The 15,573-nt window shown below is 65.9% G+C and carries 13 protein-coding genes; 9 read left to right on the top strand and 4 right to left on the bottom strand.

Annotated features, from left to right (window positions below; all coding sequences use genetic code 11):
- Nucleotides 1–59: 59 nt before the first annotated feature.
- Nucleotides 60–1,781, bottom strand: a complete 1,722-nt coding sequence (recJ, locus tag C9I57_RS15340; RefSeq protein ID WP_107151523.1) for a single-stranded-DNA-specific exonuclease RecJ — start codon at nucleotides 1,779–1,781, stop codon at nucleotides 60–62.
- A gap of 16 nt (nucleotides 1,782–1,797) precedes the next feature.
- Nucleotides 1,798–2,880: a regulator gene (locus tag C9I57_RS15345; protein WP_107151524.1), complete on the bottom strand. Its 1,083-nt coding sequence runs from the start codon at nucleotides 2,878–2,880 to the stop codon at nucleotides 1,798–1,800.
- A gap of 96 nt (nucleotides 2,881–2,976) precedes the next feature.
- On the opposite strand from C9I57_RS15345, the gene C9I57_RS15350 reads away from it, so the two are divergent.
- The 9 genes from C9I57_RS15350 to ftsB all read left to right on the top strand — a co-directional run bounded on the left by C9I57_RS15350 (nucleotide 2,977) and on the right by ftsB (nucleotide 14,022).
- Nucleotides 2,977–4,230 carry a lipoprotein-releasing ABC transporter permease subunit gene (locus C9I57_RS15350; protein ID WP_107151525.1) on the top strand — a complete coding sequence of 418 codons (1,254 nt, stop codon included), beginning with the start codon at nucleotides 2,977–2,979 and terminating at the stop codon, nucleotides 4,228–4,230.
- A gap of 4 nt (nucleotides 4,231–4,234) precedes the next feature.
- On the top strand, nucleotides 4,235–4,975 hold the full coding sequence (gene lolD, locus C9I57_RS15355; protein ID WP_107151526.1) for a lipoprotein-releasing ABC transporter ATP-binding protein LolD: 741 nt from the start codon (nucleotides 4,235–4,237) through the stop codon (nucleotides 4,973–4,975).
- 35 nt (nucleotides 4,976–5,010) lie between these two features.
- Complete coding sequence (locus C9I57_RS15360; RefSeq protein WP_107151527.1) at nucleotides 5,011–5,799, top strand: TatD family hydrolase; 789 nt, start codon at nucleotides 5,011–5,013, stop codon at nucleotides 5,797–5,799.
- 69 nt (nucleotides 5,800–5,868) lie between these two features.
- On the top strand, nucleotides 5,869–8,466 hold the full coding sequence (locus C9I57_RS15365) for a DNA internalization-related competence protein ComEC/Rec2 (RefSeq protein WP_107151528.1): 2,598 nt from the start codon (nucleotides 5,869–5,871) through the stop codon (nucleotides 8,464–8,466).
- A gap of 62 nt (nucleotides 8,467–8,528) precedes the next feature.
- Nucleotides 8,529–9,338, top strand: coding sequence for an alpha/beta fold hydrolase (locus C9I57_RS15370; RefSeq protein WP_018440207.1), 810 nt, complete (start codon nucleotides 8,529–8,531; stop codon nucleotides 9,336–9,338).
- A 160-nt stretch (nucleotides 9,339–9,498) separates the two neighbouring features.
- Nucleotides 9,499–11,166, top strand: a complete 1,668-nt coding sequence (locus tag C9I57_RS15375; RefSeq protein ID WP_107151529.1) for a CTP synthase — start codon at nucleotides 9,499–9,501, stop codon at nucleotides 11,164–11,166.
- Nucleotides 11,163–12,017, top strand: a complete 855-nt coding sequence (gene kdsA / locus C9I57_RS15380; RefSeq protein ID WP_107151530.1) for a 3-deoxy-8-phosphooctulonate synthase — start codon at nucleotides 11,163–11,165, stop codon at nucleotides 12,015–12,017. The genes C9I57_RS15375 and kdsA overlap by 4 nt, the downstream gene beginning before the upstream one ends.
- A 133-nt stretch (nucleotides 12,018–12,150) precedes the next feature.
- A complete protein-coding gene (eno, locus tag C9I57_RS15385) occupies nucleotides 12,151–13,434 on the top strand; it encodes a phosphopyruvate hydratase (protein ID WP_107151531.1) in 1,284 nt (427 codons plus the stop codon).
- A gap of 141 nt (nucleotides 13,435–13,575) precedes the next feature.
- Nucleotides 13,576–14,022, top strand: coding sequence for a cell division protein FtsB (gene ftsB / locus C9I57_RS15390; protein ID WP_107151532.1), 447 nt, complete (start codon nucleotides 13,576–13,578; stop codon nucleotides 14,020–14,022).
- A 166-nt stretch (nucleotides 14,023–14,188) separates the two neighbouring features.
- Here the strand turns inward: ftsB and C9I57_RS15395 are convergent, their stop codons facing one another.
- Nucleotides 14,189–14,575: a hypothetical protein gene (locus C9I57_RS15395; protein ID WP_107151533.1), complete on the bottom strand. Its 387-nt coding sequence runs from the start codon at nucleotides 14,573–14,575 to the stop codon at nucleotides 14,189–14,191.
- 35 nt (nucleotides 14,576–14,610) lie between these two features.
- Nucleotides 14,611–15,567: an Hsp33 family molecular chaperone HslO gene (gene hslO / locus C9I57_RS15400; RefSeq protein ID WP_107151534.1), complete on the bottom strand. Its 957-nt coding sequence runs from the start codon at nucleotides 15,565–15,567 to the stop codon at nucleotides 14,611–14,613.
- Between the last annotated feature and the right edge of the window lie 6 nt (nucleotides 15,568–15,573).

The following is a 15,573-nucleotide window of genomic DNA, read 5'->3' on the forward strand; positions in this document are numbered from 1 at the left end:
ATCGGGGCTCCTGGCCCGGGGTTTCTATGGATTGCCGGTACTGGCGAAACGCGAACGCACTAGGCGCCATCCGCCGCCACGGCATGCTCGACGATCAACTGCACGCGGGACACGCCGTTCCACGAATCGCAGGCGAGCCGATAAGCGATATGCGCGCGCGCGGGCAGCGGCTCCGTGCGATTGAACCAGATCGCCTGGAAGCGTTGACGGCTGCGCATCAGTTGAAGCCTGAGATGCTTGTCTTTGACGAGCGCCTGCGACACCACGTCGAATTCGCCGGAAAACGTCGGCGCCGGAAAACCCTGGCCCCAGACGGCCGCTTCGAGCATCTCGACGATTTGCGGCGTGAAATACGCGTCTTCGAGCGTGCCGTCCGTCATGATCACGCGCGCAAGCGCGTCTTCCGTCAGCCACTCCCGGCCCACGGCCTCGAAAGCGGCGGCAAAGCGGGGCACTTCCGCCGCGGCGAGCGTGACGCCGGCCGCCATCGCATGCCCGCCGAATTTCGTCAGCAGGCCGGGCTCGCGCTTGGCAACGAGGTCGAGCGCGTCGCGCAAATGGAAACCGGCGATCGAGCGGCCCGAGCCCTTGACGACCGTACCGGTTGCGTCGGCAGGCGCGAACGTGAATGCGGGGCGGTGAAACTTTTCCTTGAGTCGGCTCGCGACGATTCCGATCACGCCCTGATGCCACTCGGGATTGAACAGCGTGATCGTGGCTGAGCCCGCCGGGTCGAGCGCGGCCAGATCGACGAGCGCCTGCTCCTGCATGCTGGCTTCGATCTCGCGGCGCTCGCGGTTCATCGTATCGAGCTGTTGCGCGAGTTCCCAGGCCCGACCGGGATCGTCCGTGATCAGGCACTCGATGCCGAGCGACATGTCCGACAGCCGTCCCGCGGCGTTCAGACGCGGGCCGAGCGCAAACCCCAAGTCGAGACCGGAGGCGGTGCGCGCGTCGCGGCCCGCTGCGCGGAAGAGGGCGGCGACGCCTGGCTGCATGCGGCCGCGGCGAATGCGCGCGACCCCCTGCGCGACGAGGACCCGATTGTTGTGATCGAGCTTGACGACGTCGGCGACGGTGCCGAGCGCCACGAGATCGAGCAGCCCGTCCAGGCGTGGCTCCGCGATGCCCCCCTCGGCGAACGCGCCGCGCTCGCGCAATTGCGCGCGCAAGGCGAGCAGCACGTAGAACATCACGCCGACGCCCGCGATGCACTTGCTCGGGAACGTGCATCCCGGCTGGTTCGGATTCACGATCGCCTGGGCGTCCGGCAATACGTCGCCGGGCAGGTGATGATCGGTGATCAGGACGTCGATGCCGTGCGAGCGCGCGGCGGCGACGCCGTCGACGCTGGCGATGCCGTTATCGACCGTGATCAGCAAGTCGGGCGGTCCCGCCGGGTGTCGCGCGGCCAGCTCGACGATCTCGGGCGTCAGACCATAGCCGTACTCGAACCGGTTGGGGACGAGATAGTCGACTTGCGCGCCGAACAGGCGCAGTCCGCGGACCGCGACGGCGCAAGCGGTCGCGCCGTCGCAATCGTAGTCGGCGACGACGAGGATGCGCCGCTTCGCCTCGAGCGCCCGCGCGAGTAGCGCGCCGGCCTCGGCGGCGCCCTTCAGCTCGAGCGGCGAGACGAGTCGGGTCAGATCTGTTTCGATTTCGTCCGGCAAGCGCACGCCGCGTGCGGCGTAAAGACGAGCGAGGACGGGATGAAGACCGTGGCGGATGAGCGCGGCTTCGTCGGCGGGCGACGGCGCGCGAGTCGCGATTCGAATCATGGGAGCGCCGGGAGCTTCATTCGAACAGCGACGCCAGCACGCGGCGGCGCCAGAACCGGCGCAAGTCGCCGCGTGTCGCGGTGAGGGTCGCTGAACTGGTATCGCCGCATAGTGTCATCGTCAGCGCGCTCAGCCGGCCCGCTTCGAGCGCGGCGAGCGCCGGTGAGAACCACTCGCGCTCGAGCGCGGCAAGCGCGCCGCTCCAGGCCGGCCAGTCTTGTTGCACGAACGGCGTCGAGAAAGGCTCGAGCTCGACGAGGGTCGTGCCGTTTCCTTCCGCGGCCGGCAAGGCGTCGAAAGCGGGCGGCGCCGCCGATGGCCCGACACCTGCCGCCAGTGCGAGCCCGCGGGTAGCGGCAGCGTTCGAGAAGACGCGTGCGAACGGGCTTTTGACCGGCTGAGCGGCGCCCTGCGCATGCAGCCAGACCGAGTTCACGGCCGGCAGCCCGCGCGCTTCGCGCGCCTCGTTGACGGGGTGCTCGAACCAGGCCATCTGGACTTCGTTTTGCAGCTTCATCCAGGCACGCGAGCGCTGGCCGGTATGCGCGTCATGGGGGAGCCAGATCTCGACGCTGCGTCCGCTCGCGCGCAGCGGCGACGCGCTCGCGAGCATGCCGAGCGCATCGCCGCTCAAATACCAGCGCGTAGGCGTCGGCGCCTCGATTCGTACGCCGAGCTCTTCGACGAGCGGCTTGGCGACGGCAAGCAGCGTTGCGGCCTCATCGGCGGCGAGCGCCAGCATGGCGGGGTCGACGAGCACGAGATGATCGTGGGCGATGCGCACGTGAACCGGCTCGACGCAAGCCCAGACGGTGTTGCCGGGCGTGCCGCCGTCGGCCAGCAGCATGTACGGCGCAAGCGGCGCCTCGTCGGCGGCGTTCGACGCAACCGCGCCGAATTGACGCGCGATCCAGCGCTCGTGCGGCAGCGTACGCTGGAAGTCTTCGCCGGCCACGCGCTCGACGAGTGTGGCGCGGGCGAGAAGCTTGTCGAGGGCGGGGCTTTGCAGATTGTGCAGCGCGGTCGAGGCGTCGGCGGCCGTCGGGAGCGCGAATGGAAGCAGCAGATGAAGACGGTGGGCGTGCATGATGCTGCGCATTGTATGGCAAACTGCGCGCTTGATCGGCGGCAAAGCCGGCCGCGGCGCGAATTGGGCCGGGGCGGCGGCCGTCGCGTAACAAATTGAAGGATTCGCTTGAAGCTTCCGTACGAATGGCAAATCGGCTGGCGCTATACGCGCGCCGGCAAGCGCACGACCGGCAACGGTTTCATCTCGTTCATCGCGCTCGTTTCGATGTCGGGGATCGCGCTCGGTGTGGCCGCACTCATCGTCGTGCTGTCCGTGATGAACGGTTTTCAGAAGGAAGTGCGCGACCGCATGCTTTCCGTGCTTGCGCACGTCGAGATCTTTTCGCCGAGCGGCGCCATGCCGGACTGGCAGCTGACGGCCAACGAGGCGCGGCGCAACCCGGAAGTCATCGGTGCGGCGCCTTACGTCGACGCGCAGGCGCTGCTCACGCGGCAAGACGCCGTGAGCGGCGTGGCGTTGCGCGGCGTCGACCCGGCGCTCGAGCCGCAGGTCTCCGACATCGGCAAGGAAATGAAAGCGGGGCGCCTGACCGACCTCGTTCCGGGCCAGTTCAATATCGTGCTCGGTGCCGATCTGGCGGAAAACCTCGGCGTGACGATAGGCGACAAGATCACGCTCGTCGCGCCGGAAGGCTCGATGACGCCCGCGGGCTTGATGCCGCGCTTGAAGCAATTCACGGTCGCGGGCATGTTTCAGTCCGGTCACTACGAGTACGACAGCTCGCTCGCGCTCGTGAACATTCATGACGCCGAGGCGCTCTTTCGCGTACCCGCGCCGACCGGCGTGAGGCTGCGGCTCAAGGACATGCAGCAGGCGCCGCGCGTGGCGCACGAGCTGGCGCGAACGCTGTCGGGCGACCTGTATATCCGCGATTGGACGCAGCAGAACAAGACCTGGTTTTCGGCCGTCAAGATCGAAAAGCGGATGATGTTCATCATCCTCACGCTGATCATCGCCGTGGCGGCGTTCAATCTGGTGTCGTCGCTCGTGATGACGGTGACGAACAAGCAAGCCGACATCGCGATTCTGCGAACGCTCGGCGCGCAGCCGGGATCGATCATGAAGATTTTCGTCGTACAGGGTATGACGATCGGTTTCGTCGGCACGGCGACGGGTGTCGCGCTCGGCACGCTCATCGCCTGGAGCATTCCGTGGCTCGTGCCGATGATCGAGCATCTGCTCGGCGTGCAATTCCTGCCGCCCTCGGTGTATTTCATCAGCGAGCTGCCATCCGAACTCGTGCCCGGCGACGTCATCAGAATCGGTGTGATCGCGTTCGTGCTCTCGACGCTCGCCACGCTTTATCCGAGCTGGCGTGGGGCCAAGGTTCGTCCGGCGGAGGCGCTGCGCTATGAGTGAGCTCATGACTGGTCCATCGACGACGAACGCTTCCACCGAGCGGCAGGCGCTCGGCGAGTACGTGCTCGAAGCAACGGGTATTTCAAAGGCGTTCGTTCAGGGCGGCTTCAACGTTTCGGTTCTGTCAGGCGCGAATCTCGCCGTGCGCCGTGGCGAGAAAGTCGCCGTCGTCGGCGCCTCCGGCTCGGGCAAGAGCACGCTGCTGCATGTGTTGGGCGGGCTCGACGAGCCGAGCGCCGGGCGCGTGTCGCTGCTTGGCAAGCCGTTTACCGAGCTCGCCGAGCGCGAGCGCAACGACTTGCGCAATCGCGCGCTCGGCTTCGTCTACCAGTTCCATCATCTGTTGCCCGAATTCAGCGCGCTCGACAACGTCGCGATGCCCCTGCGCATCCGACGTCTCACAACCGAGGAGGCGCGCCGCGAGGCGCTCGCGGTACTCGCGCGCGTGGGCCTCGAGCACCGCGCGAAACATCGGCCCGGCGAACTGTCGGGCGGTGAGCGGCAGCGCGTCGCCATTGCGCGCGCGCTGGTCGCGAAGCCTGCCTGCGTGCTCGCCGACGAGCCTACGGGCAATCTCGACGGCGCCACGGCGGACACGGTTTTCAACCTGATGCTCGAACTGTCGGAAAAGCTCGAAACGAGTTTCGTCATCGTCACGCACGATCCCGATCTCGCCGCGCGCTGCGATCGCGTCCTGCGCCTGCGCGACGGCGTGCTGCGCGAGGAACCGCCGATACCGGTCTGAGGCCGGGCGCGCGCGGCCATCGAGCGACATTCGCCATGTGGATCGATACGCACTGCCACCTGGACGCCGCCGAGTTCGACGTCGACCGCGACGACGTCGCGCGGGCGGCCGAGCAAGCCGGCGTCGGACGGATCGTCATTCCCGCCATCGGACGGGCGAACTTCGCGGCGGTGCGCGCGCTCGCTCATCGTCTGGCCGGTGGCGCTTACGCGCTCGGCATTCATCCGCTATTTACACCGCAAGCCCAGGAATGCGATCTCGATGCGCTTTCCGCCGAGATCGAAGCGAGCCTCGACGATCCGCGCTTCGTCGGCATCGGCGAAATCGGCCTCGACCATTTCGTGCCCGACCTGGACGACGAACGGCAATGGTTCTTCTACGAAGGACAGCTGAAGCTCGCGCGCGAATTCGATTTGCCTGTCATTTGCCATGTGCGCAAATCTCAGGACAAGGTGCTGAAGGGGCTGCGCCGCATCGGCGTGAAAAAGGGCATCGCGCATGCGTTCAACGGCAGCTTCCAGCAAGCGCATGCATTCATCGAGCAGGGCCTGCGGCTCGGCTTCGGCGGCAATGTCACGTTCGAGCGCGCGCGGCAGATTCGGCGGCTCGCCGTCGACCTGCCGCTGGAGGCGATCGTCGTCGAGACCGACGCGCCCGATATTGCCCCGGCCTGGCGCTACAAGCAACGCAATACGCCCGATCAGACGGCGCGCATCGGCGCCGTGCTGGCCGAATTGCGCGGCATCGAAGTCGACCAATTGGCCCTAGGCACAACGGCTAACGCTCACGCCGCGCTGCCGCGTCTCGCGCTTTCCTCTTCATAATCGCCGGACCGACTGCGCGCTCGATCGACGGCATGCGCGGTTCGAATCGGAGGTGGCGATGGAGGATGGATGCGGCTCGTCCTGTGCGGGTTCGTGCTCGGCGTCGTGCTGTTGCAGCAGCAACCGGTCTTGCCCGAGCGGCTCGGCTGGGGCGTCGGTGCGACGCTCTGGGTCGCGGCGCTCGCCCTCGCGGCTGCGCTTGCCGCTAGCTGCCGGGCAAACCCGGCGGAACCGGGGCACGCAGCGGGTTCGCCAATCGCGCGGATGGCAGGGCCATTGCGCCTTGGCGCGTGCTTTCTCGCGGCGGCGCTCACCGGTTTCGGCTACACCGCGGGCCGCGCAGATCTGCGGCTGCGCGACACGCTGCCGGCGCAGTGGGAGGGGCGCGATCTCGTTCTGTCGGGCCATGTGCACGGGCTGCCCGTGCGCGACGCGAGGAGCATGCGCTTTCTGTTCTCCGTCGATACGGACGAGATACGCCGCGATACCGGCATCGCGCGCTTTCCGCCGCTCGTTCAGTTGACCTGGCTCCAGCGCGGCGGCGACCGCATGCCGGCGCTCGTCCCCGGCGAGCGGTGGCGGCTGACGGTCCGCTTGAAGCGGCCGCATGGCCACGCCAATTTCGGTGGGCACGATCTCGAAGCGACGCTTTTCGCGCGCGGCGTGCGGGCGACCGGTTACGTTGCAGGCGCGGCGACGGCTAGGCGCCTGCCGGGCAGCGCGGGCGGACTCGCATCGGCGATCGATCGGTGGCGCTTCGCGCTCGCCGCGCGCATCGGCGAGGCGCTTTCCGCCGCGCCGCATCGCGGCATCGTTCTCGCGCTCGCAATCGGCGCGCAAGAAGCGATCGACTCGGCCGATCGCGCCGTGCTGCGCCGCACCGGGACGAGCCATCTTGTTGCGATTTCGGGGCTGCATATCGGCTTCGTCGCCGGCCTTGGCGCCGCGCTCGCCGCATGGCTCTGGCGGCGCTCGTGCTTTCTCGGCGCGAAGCTGGCACGAGGCGGCTCGCGCGAGTGGCCGCTCATCGTGCCGACACCGATCGTCGCCGCCGTCGCCGGGACCCTCTGCGCAGCCGGGTATGCGGCCCTCGCCGGCTTCAACGTGCCCGCCCAGCGCGCGTTGTGGATGCTCATTGTCGTCAGCGCGGCGTTCGTGTTCGGACGGAGCGTCGCGCCGTCGCTCGTGCTCGCCTGGGCTGCGGCCCTCGTCGTCATCGTCGATCCGTGGGCCGTGGTGGCGGCGGGCTTCTGGCTTTCGTTCGGCGCCGTTGCGGCGATTTCATTGGCGCTGCACGGGCGATTGCGGATACGGTCGCCCAATGACGACGAGGTTGAGGACGAGTTGCTCGACCCCTTCACTGCGAACTCGAGGGCTGCCGACGCGCCGCGCCGCTCACGATGGCGCTTCATGCGACGCGGCCTCGCTCGCGCGCGCCAGCAGCTTGCCGGTGCGCTTCGCGCGCAATATGCGGTGACGATCGGGCTCGCGCCGCTGACGGCCTTCTGGTTTGCGCAAATCTCGCTGGCTGGACCGTTCGCCAATGCATTGGCCGTCCCCTGGGTGAGCGTGCTCGTCACGCCGGTCGTGCTCATCGGCGTTGCATTGCCCGCACCGTTCGATTCGATCGCTTTCGAGCTCGCGCATGCGTTGCTCGAGCCGCTCATGCGGATCTTGCGGCGACTTTCGGACGAAGAATGGGCCGAATGGCGGACGCTCCGTCCGTCTCCCGTGACGCTCGCGTGGGCGGCCGCGGGCGTGATCTGGTGCCTGATGCCGCGAGGTTGGCCGTTGCGCTTCGCCGCGCCGCTCGCCTGGCTGCCGCTCGCGTTTCCCCCGCCTGCGTCGCCCGAGCCGGGTGAATTTCGACTGACCGCGCTCGACGTAGGGCAGGGCTCGGCCATCGTCGTCGAGACGGCACGCCACGCGCTGCTTTTCGATGCCGGGCCAGGCCCCGAATCGACGCACGCCGGCGAACGTATCGTCGCGCCCTATCTACTGGCGAATGGCTTGCCCGAGCTCGATGCGCTGGTGGTCAGTCATGCCGATGCCGACCATGCGGGCGGCGCCCCGGCCGTGCTCGAAGCGGTACGCGTGCGCCAATTGCTCGGCGGATTGCCGCCAGCCAACGCGCTTTGGCGGGCGGCGCGCGCGGCAGGCGCCGAGACGGTGCGCTGCGCTTCGGGGCAGCGCTGGCGATGGGACGGCGTCGATTTCACGATCTTATGGCCGCGGCCCGGCCCGCTGCCGCCGACATCGAACGCGGGCTCCTGCGTTCTAAAGGTGGAGGCGGACGGCTTTTCCGCGCTGTTGACGGGCGATATCGATGCCGCAGTCGAAGGCGCGCTGCAACGTGAGGCGATCCCTGTATCCGGCGTTTCCGACCCGCTCGCAGCCGATGTCCTCATCGTCGCGCATCACGGCAGCAAGACGTCGTCGACCGAGTCTTTCCTCGACTCGGTGCGTCCGCGCATCGCGGTATTTCAGGTAGGCTATCGCAACCGCTTCGGTCACCCTCATTCAGGCGTCTGGTCGCGCTTCGTCGCGCGCGGCGTCGAGCTGACACGGACGGACCGCGACGGTGCGGCGCGCATCGAGCTCGACCACGGCGTATTGACGCTCGAGCGCTATCGCGACACGCATCGCCGCTATTGGATGGATCGGTGAACCGCGTGTCGAGCGCGCCGCCGCGGGGCTTGTGGGGCTTTCAAACGAGGAGGCAGCGAAGCTTGAAGGAGATCATTCACTTTTCGCATGCGAACGGATTTCCGGCATCGACTTACCGGACGATGTTCGCCGAGCTCTCCGACGATTACGAGCTCCGGTACATCGAACGCATCGGCCACGATGCGCGCTACCCGGTCACGAGCGACTGGCCACATCTCGTCGAAGAACTGCTCGACGACATCGGCGCTCGCTACGAGGAGCCGGTCTGGCTCGTCGGCCACTCGCTCGGCGGCTACCTTTCGCTGATGGCGGCGCTCAAGCGACCGCATTGGGTGCGCGGCGTCGTGATGCTGGACTCGCCCGTGGTCGCGGGTTGGCGCGCGGGCGTGCTGCGTGTGTCGCAATGGACGGGGCTCGACGAGCGGCTCTCGCCGGCCGCCGCGACGCGAACACGCCGCACGCATTGGCCGAGCCGCGAGGAAGCGTGGCGGCATTTTCACGCGAAGCCCGCGTTCGCGCGCTGGGACGAGCGCGTGTTGTCCGACTACATCGATTTCGGCATTCCGCAGACGGCGCCCGACGGCACGCGCACGCTCGCCTTCGACCGCCAGATCGAATATCTGATCTATCGGACGCTGCCGCGCACGCTCGGCGCGCGGCTCGCACATGGCGCGCCCGTTCCGGTAGGCTTCGTGGCCGGGACGCATTCGAAGGAGATTCGCCAGGTCGGGCTCGAGGCGACGAAGCGGGCCACAGGCGGCAGCATCGAATGGCTCGAGGGCAGCCATCTCTTTCCGATGGAAAAGCCGATCGAGACCGCGCGTGCCGTGCAGCGGATGCTTCGCGTGCTTAGCGCGGAGTTGGTCGCATGACCGGCCGCCGGCTGTAGCGGGCGAGGGGTTGTCGCGCTCGTCGGGAGCCTCGCTCGGGATGACTCGGAGGAGCCTTCGAAAGGGCTGTGCTCGGCGCTTTCGGAAAGGGGTCCGGGCGGACCTTTAAGGTATAATCCGTTTTTCCCGCGAGCATCCAGCGATGACCAAATATGTTTTCGTCACCGGCGGTGTAGTTTCGTCCCTCGGCAAGGGCATTGCCGCCGCCTCTCTCGCCGCGATCCTCGAGTCGCGCGGTCTCAAAGTCACCCTCCTCAAACTCGATCCCTACATCAACGTCGACCCCGGCACGATGAGTCCGTTTCAGCACGGCGAAGTGTTCGTGACGGAGGACGGCGCCGAGACGGATCTCGACCTCGGGCACTACGAGCGCTTCATCAGCACGAAGATGCGCCGCGCCAACAATTTCACGACGGGGCAGATCTACGAGTCGGTGATCCGCAAGGAGCGGCGAGGCGACTATCTCGGCAAGACGGTGCAGGTCATTCCGCACATCACGAACGAGATTCAGGCCTTCATCGAGCGCGGCGCCGCATCGGCGACCTGCGGCGAGCCCGACGTGGCGATCGTCGAGATCGGCGGCACCGTGGGCGACATCGAATCGTTGCCGTTCCTCGAGGCCGCCCGCCAGATGAGCCTGCGCCTCGGGCGCAACAGCGCCTGCTTCGTTCACTTGACGCTCGTGCCGTTCATCGCGACGGCCGGCGAACTGAAGACGAAGCCGACGCAGCATAGCGTGCAGAAACTGCGCGAGATCGGTATTTCGCCGCACGTGCTGCTGTGCCGCGCGGACCGCCCGATTCCCGACGACGAGAGCAAGAAGATCTCCCTCTTTTCCAACGTGCCCGAGGACGCGGTCATCTCGGTGTGGGACGTCGACAGCATCTACAAGATTCCGCAAATGCTGCACGACCAGGGGCTCGACGAGATCATCTGCGACGAGTTGAAGCTGGCTCCCAATCCGGCCGATCTGTCGATGTGGGCCGATATCGTCGATAAGCTCGAGCGTCCGCTGCACGAGGTGACGATCGGCATGGTCGGCAAGTACGTGGAGTTGACCGAGTCGTACAAGTCGCTGATCGAAGCGCTGCGGCATGCCTCGGTGCATACGTCGACGAAAGTCAACATCGAATACATCGATTCAGAGCAGATCGAGGAAGAGGGCGTCGCGAGCCTCGCGCATCTCGATGCCGTGCTCGTGCCGGGCGGCTTCGGCCGGCGCGGCACCGAGGGCAAGATCGCCGCCATCCGTTATGCGCGCGAGGCGAAGGTGCCGTATCTCGGCATCTGCCTCGGCATGCAGCTTGCCGTGATCGAATTCGCGCGCGACGTCGTCGGTCTCGCGGGGGCGAACAGCACCGAGTTCGATCCGAAAACGCCGCATCGCGTCGTTGCGCTCATCACCGAGTGGTACGACCGTGAAGGCCGTGTCGAAAAGCGCGACGAGGCCTCCGATCTTGGCGGCACGATGCGTCTCGGCTCGCAGCGCTGCCCCATCAAGCCGGGCACGCTCGCCGCGCGTATCTACGGCAAGGACGTGAACGAGCGCCATCGCCATCGTTACGAAGTCAACAACCGCTACGTGCCTCAACTCGAAGGCGGCGGGCTCGTCATCAGCGCGCGCACGCCGAGCGAGGATCTGCCCGAAATGATGGAGTTGCCGCAGCAGCTTCACCCGTGGTTCGTCGGCGTGCAGTTCCACCCCGAGTTCACGTCGACGCCGCGCGACGGGCATCCGCTCTTCAAGTCGTTCGTCGAGGCCGCGTTGGCCTATTCCAAAGCGAGCGTCGAAGAAAAGGTGAAGGCATGAAGCTTTGCGACTTCGAAGTCGGCCTCGAAAAGCGTTTTTTCCTGATCGCGGGTACCTGCGTCGTCGAATCCGAGCAGATGTCGATCGATACGGCGGGCACGCTGAAAGAAATCTGCGCGAAACTCGGCATCCCGTTCATCTACAAGTCCTCGTTCGATAAAGCGAACCGCAGCTCGGGCAAATCGTTTCGCGGGCTCGGCATGGACGAAGGGCTGCGCATCCTCGGCGAGGTCAAGCGCCAATTGAAAGTGCCGGTGCTGACCGACGTTCATGAGATCGACGAGATCGCGCCGGCGGCCGAGGTCGTCGATGTCTTGCAAACACCCGCATTCCTTTGCCGGCAGACCGACTTCATTCACGCCTGCGCGCGCTCGGGCAAGCCCGTCAATATCAAGAAAGGCCAGTTCCTCGCGCCGCACGACATGAAGAACGTCATCGACAAGGCACGCGACGCGGCCCGCGAAGCGGGGCTATCCGATGATCGTTTCCTTGCCTGCGAGCGCGGTGCCTCGTTCGGCTACAACAACCTCGTCTCGGACATGCGCTCGCTCGCCATCATGCGCGAAACCGGCGCGCCGGTCGTCTTCGACGCGACGCACTCGGTACAGCTGCCGGGCGGCCAGGGCACGAGCTCGGGCGGGCAGCGCGAATTCGTACCCGTGCTTTCGCGCGCGGCCGTTGCCGTCGGTGTCGCCGGATTGTTCATGGAGACGCATCCGAACCCGCCCTGCGCGCTGTCCGATGGCCCGAACGCCGTGCCGTTGCGGCGCATGAGCGAGTTGCTCGAAACGCTCGTTGCGCTCGACGCCGTCGTGAAGCGCACGCCGTTTCTCGAGCGCGAGTTCGATTGATGCTCGCGCTTTTCGTCGAACGAACCGCGAACGAACAACACGACGAGAGACCAAGCGACCTAACGAGAACAACGAAAGAGCGAGCGCAGCTCCACGTCATAAGCGGAATTGAACGTCATTTTTAGAGGAAAACATGAGTGCAATCGTAGACATCATTGGCCGTGAGATCCTGGATTCGCGCGGCAACCCGACCGTCGAATGCGATGTGCTGCTCGAGTCGGGCACGATGGGGCGCGCGGCGGTGCCGTCTGGCGCGTCGACAGGCTCGCGCGAGGCGATCGAGTTGCGCGACGGCGAAGCCGGTCGCTATGGCGGCAAGGGCGTGTTGAAGGCGGTCGAGCATATCAACACGGAGATCTCCGAAGCCATCATGGGGCTCGACGCTTCCGAGCAGGCGTTCCTCGACAAGACGCTGCTCGAGCTCGACGGCACGGACAACAAGTCGCGTCTCGGCGCGAATGCGATGCTGGCCGTGTCGATCGCGGTCGCGAAGGCGGCTGCTGAGGAAGCGGGGCTGCCGCTTTACCGCTACTTCGGCGGATCGGGCGCGATGCAGCTTCCGGTGCCGATGATGAACATCGTCAATGGCGGCGCACATGCGAACAACAGCCTCGACATTCAGGAATTCATGATCGTGCCGGTGAGCCAGCCGACGTTTCGTGAAGCGTTGCGCTGCGGCGCCGAAGTGTTCCATGCGCTGAAGAAGATTCTCAGCGACCGCGGCATGAGCACGGCCGTCGGTGATGAAGGCGGTTTCGCGCCGAACTTCGGCAGCAACGACGAGTGCCTCTCGACGATTCTGCAGGCGATCGAGAAGGCCGGCTATCGCGCGGGCGAAGACGTGCTGCTGGCGCTCGATTGCGCGGCGAGCGAGTTCTACCACGACGGCAAGTACCAGCTTGCCGGCGAGGGGCTGCAACTGTCGTCGGCCGAGTTCACCGACTATCTCGCCACGCTCGCGGACAAATTCCCGATCGTGTCGATCGAAGACGGCATGCACGAGAGCGACTGGAACGGCTGGAAGCTCCTGACCGACCGGCTCGGCAAGAAGATCCAACTCGTCGGCGACGATCTCTTCGTCACGAACACGCGGATCCTGAAGGAGGGCATCGAGAAGGGCATCGCCAACTCGATCCTCATCAAGATCAATCAGATCGGTACGCTGACGGAGACGTTTGCCGCGATCGAGATGGCCAAGCGGGCCGGCTATACGGCCGTGATTTCGCACCGCTCGGGGGAAACGGAAGATTCGACGATCGCCGATATCGCCGTGGGTCTCAACGCCGGTCAGATCAAGACAGGCTCGCTCTCGCGCAGCGACCGCATCGCGAAGTACAACCAGTTGCTGCGCATCGAGGAAGATCTCGGCGATATCGCCAGCTACCCCGGCAAGTCGACGTTCTATAACCTCCGTTGACGAGCTGACTCGTTCTTTTTATCGGTCTTTCCGCCCGCCGCCGCGCAACTCGTTCCCCAAGGGGATTACCTTCGGGGCGTCCCCCAAGGGGACTACCTTCGGGGCGTTCGCGGCGGCGTTGACTATACGGCGCCTTTTCGCATGCGGCTCGTCACTGTCGTTCTTGTCGTCCTGCTCGTGCTGATTCAGTTTCCGCTTTGGTGGGGGCACGGTGGCTGGCTACGCGTGCATGAATTACGCGAGGCGCTCGACGCGCAAGCAAAGAAAAACGCCGACGAGAAGCTGCGCAATCAGCGGATCGAAGGCGAGGTCCAAGACCTGCAAGCCGGCACGGCAGCCGTCGAAGAGCGCGCTCGCTATGAAATGGGGATGGTCAAGGATGGCGAGGTGTTCGTTCAGTTCGTCTCGCCGAATTCGGCGGCGAGCACGGTTGCCGCGGCGTCCCTGAGCGCCGAAACGTCCACGCGCGGGCAAGTGTCGGCCGCGCCCGTCGCCGTCGTGCCGAATCCCGTCTCTCGTGTCAAGCCGGCGCACGGCAAGGCCGAGAGAGGCGCCAAGAAGCAGGCGGGCGAGAAACCGAAGCGTTAGCGAGGGCGCTCAGAAGGGCGAACAAGCCCAAGCCCAAGCTTGAGCGTCAGTGGACGCTGCGAGTCCCTTTAGGGACTTCCTCCGGTCGTCCCTAAAGGGACTTCCTTCGGGGGCCCCCGATGGTGCCCCCTTCGGTCGTCCCTAAAGGGACTTCCTTCGGTCGTCCTTACCACCACCAGCCCGGATAATAGCCGGGGCTGTAGTATCCCGCCCCCCATCCGCCGTAATAGCCGCCATACCCGCCGTAGACGATCGGCGGCGCGTAATACGGCACGTAGTAGCGTGCCCACGCGTCGGCCGCCATGGCTTCGTTTTGCTCCGAAAGGACTTGCTTGTCGATTTCGTCGTAACGCTTCTTTTCCGCATCGGTAAGCGGGTGCGCAGACCGCGACGCGCCGCCTTGATCGGGCGGGAGCCGGCTCAAAACCTGTCCGGACGGCGGGGCGACGACGCAGCCGGCGAGCGCCGCGGAGACGATCAGCGCGCCGATGGTAGCAACTGCCAACGGGCCGCGCGGCGATGGCAGGGCGCGTGCCGGTTTCGACGGGTTCATGCTGAGCCTCCTAAGAAGCAACGCGGCGCCGCCGCTCAGTGGCGCTGGGTCGCGGCGGGCGTGACGCCTGACGATACGCCGCTCGCCGCGAACAACTGCGCTACATCGACGGGGTCGAACTCGTAGCGCTGATTGCAGTACTCGCAGTGGATCTCGACGTGCCCTTGCTCGTCGAGCACACTTTCGACTTCGCCCCGTCCGAGCATCTTCAGCATCGAGCCGACTTTTTCCCGCGAGCAACTGCACTCGAAATGTGCGGCGACGGGCGCGAAGTGCTGAACGTTCTCTTGCCAGAAAAGACGCTTGAAGAGCGTCTGCGGCTCTTCTTTTAGCAGTTCGTCTTGCGATAGCGTCCCACCGAGCACGCAGACTCGCTCCCACGTGTCGGCATCGTGCTCGCCCGTGTGCGGCACGATTCCGCCGTCGCCGGGGAGCTTCTGCAACAGCATGCCGACGGCCCGCTCGTCGTTGGAGGCGAGCCAGAGTCGCGTATCGAGCTGTTCCGAGTGATGCATGTAGTGTTCGAGCACCTGGGCGATCGATTGCAGCGGCCCGTGGCTGCCGTTGAGCGGCACGATGCCCTGATAGGCTTGCTGACCGGGGCGCTTTTCGCGGGGATCGAGCGTGATGACGCAGCGGCCATGACCGCTTGCGTTGAGCAGCTCGACGAAGGGAGGGGGCTCCGCGGCGATCCCTTCGATTGCGAGGTCGTCCGAAAACTTCGCCGTGGCCCGCATGGCGAGCGCCGAGCTGCATTGGACCACGAGCATCTTGATGGGGCCGTCGCCGAAAATCTGCATGATGAGCGTGCCGTCGAACTTCAGGTTCGCCGACAGCAGCGCGCATGCCGCCATCATTTCGCCCAGAATGTCCCGTACCGGCGCCGGATAGCGGCGGCGTGTCAGCACATCGCGCCACGTATTGCGCAGCGATACGATTTCGCCGCGCACGGGCGCGGTGCTGAACATGAATTTCTGCAACTGATCTTCCACAGCTTT

The organism is Trinickia symbiotica (genome assembly GCF_003028655.1).
GTDB classification, from domain to species: domain Bacteria; phylum Pseudomonadota; class Gammaproteobacteria; order Burkholderiales; family Burkholderiaceae; genus Trinickia; species Trinickia symbiotica_A.

What these genes read in the sequence shown, in the direction of transcription:
- recJ (WP_107151523.1), bottom strand. Translation starts at nt 1,781, where the DNA reads ATGATTCGAATCGCGACTCGCGCGCCGTCGCCCGCCGACGAAGCCGCG.
- C9I57_RS15345 (WP_107151524.1), bottom strand. Translation starts at nt 2,880, where the DNA reads ATGCGCAGCATCATGCACGCCCACCGTCTTCATCTGCTGCTTCCATTC.
- lolD (WP_107151526.1), top strand. Translation starts at nt 4,235, where the DNA reads ATGACTGGTCCATCGACGACGAACGCTTCCACCGAGCGGCAGGCGCTC.
- C9I57_RS15360 (WP_107151527.1), top strand. Translation starts at nt 5,011, where the DNA reads ATGTGGATCGATACGCACTGCCACCTGGACGCCGCCGAGTTCGACGTC.
- C9I57_RS15365 (WP_107151528.1), top strand. Translation starts at nt 5,869, where the DNA reads ATGCGGCTCGTCCTGTGCGGGTTCGTGCTCGGCGTCGTGCTGTTGCAG.
- C9I57_RS15375 (WP_107151529.1), top strand. Translation starts at nt 9,499, where the DNA reads ATGACCAAATATGTTTTCGTCACCGGCGGTGTAGTTTCGTCCCTCGGC.
- kdsA (WP_107151530.1), top strand. Translation starts at nt 11,163, where the DNA reads ATGAAGCTTTGCGACTTCGAAGTCGGCCTCGAAAAGCGTTTTTTCCTG.
- eno (WP_107151531.1), top strand. Translation starts at nt 12,151, where the DNA reads ATGAGTGCAATCGTAGACATCATTGGCCGTGAGATCCTGGATTCGCGC.
- ftsB (WP_107151532.1), top strand. Translation starts at nt 13,576, where the DNA reads ATGCGGCTCGTCACTGTCGTTCTTGTCGTCCTGCTCGTGCTGATTCAG.
- C9I57_RS15395 (WP_107151533.1), bottom strand. Translation starts at nt 14,575, where the DNA reads ATGAACCCGTCGAAACCGGCACGCGCCCTGCCATCGCCGCGCGGCCCG.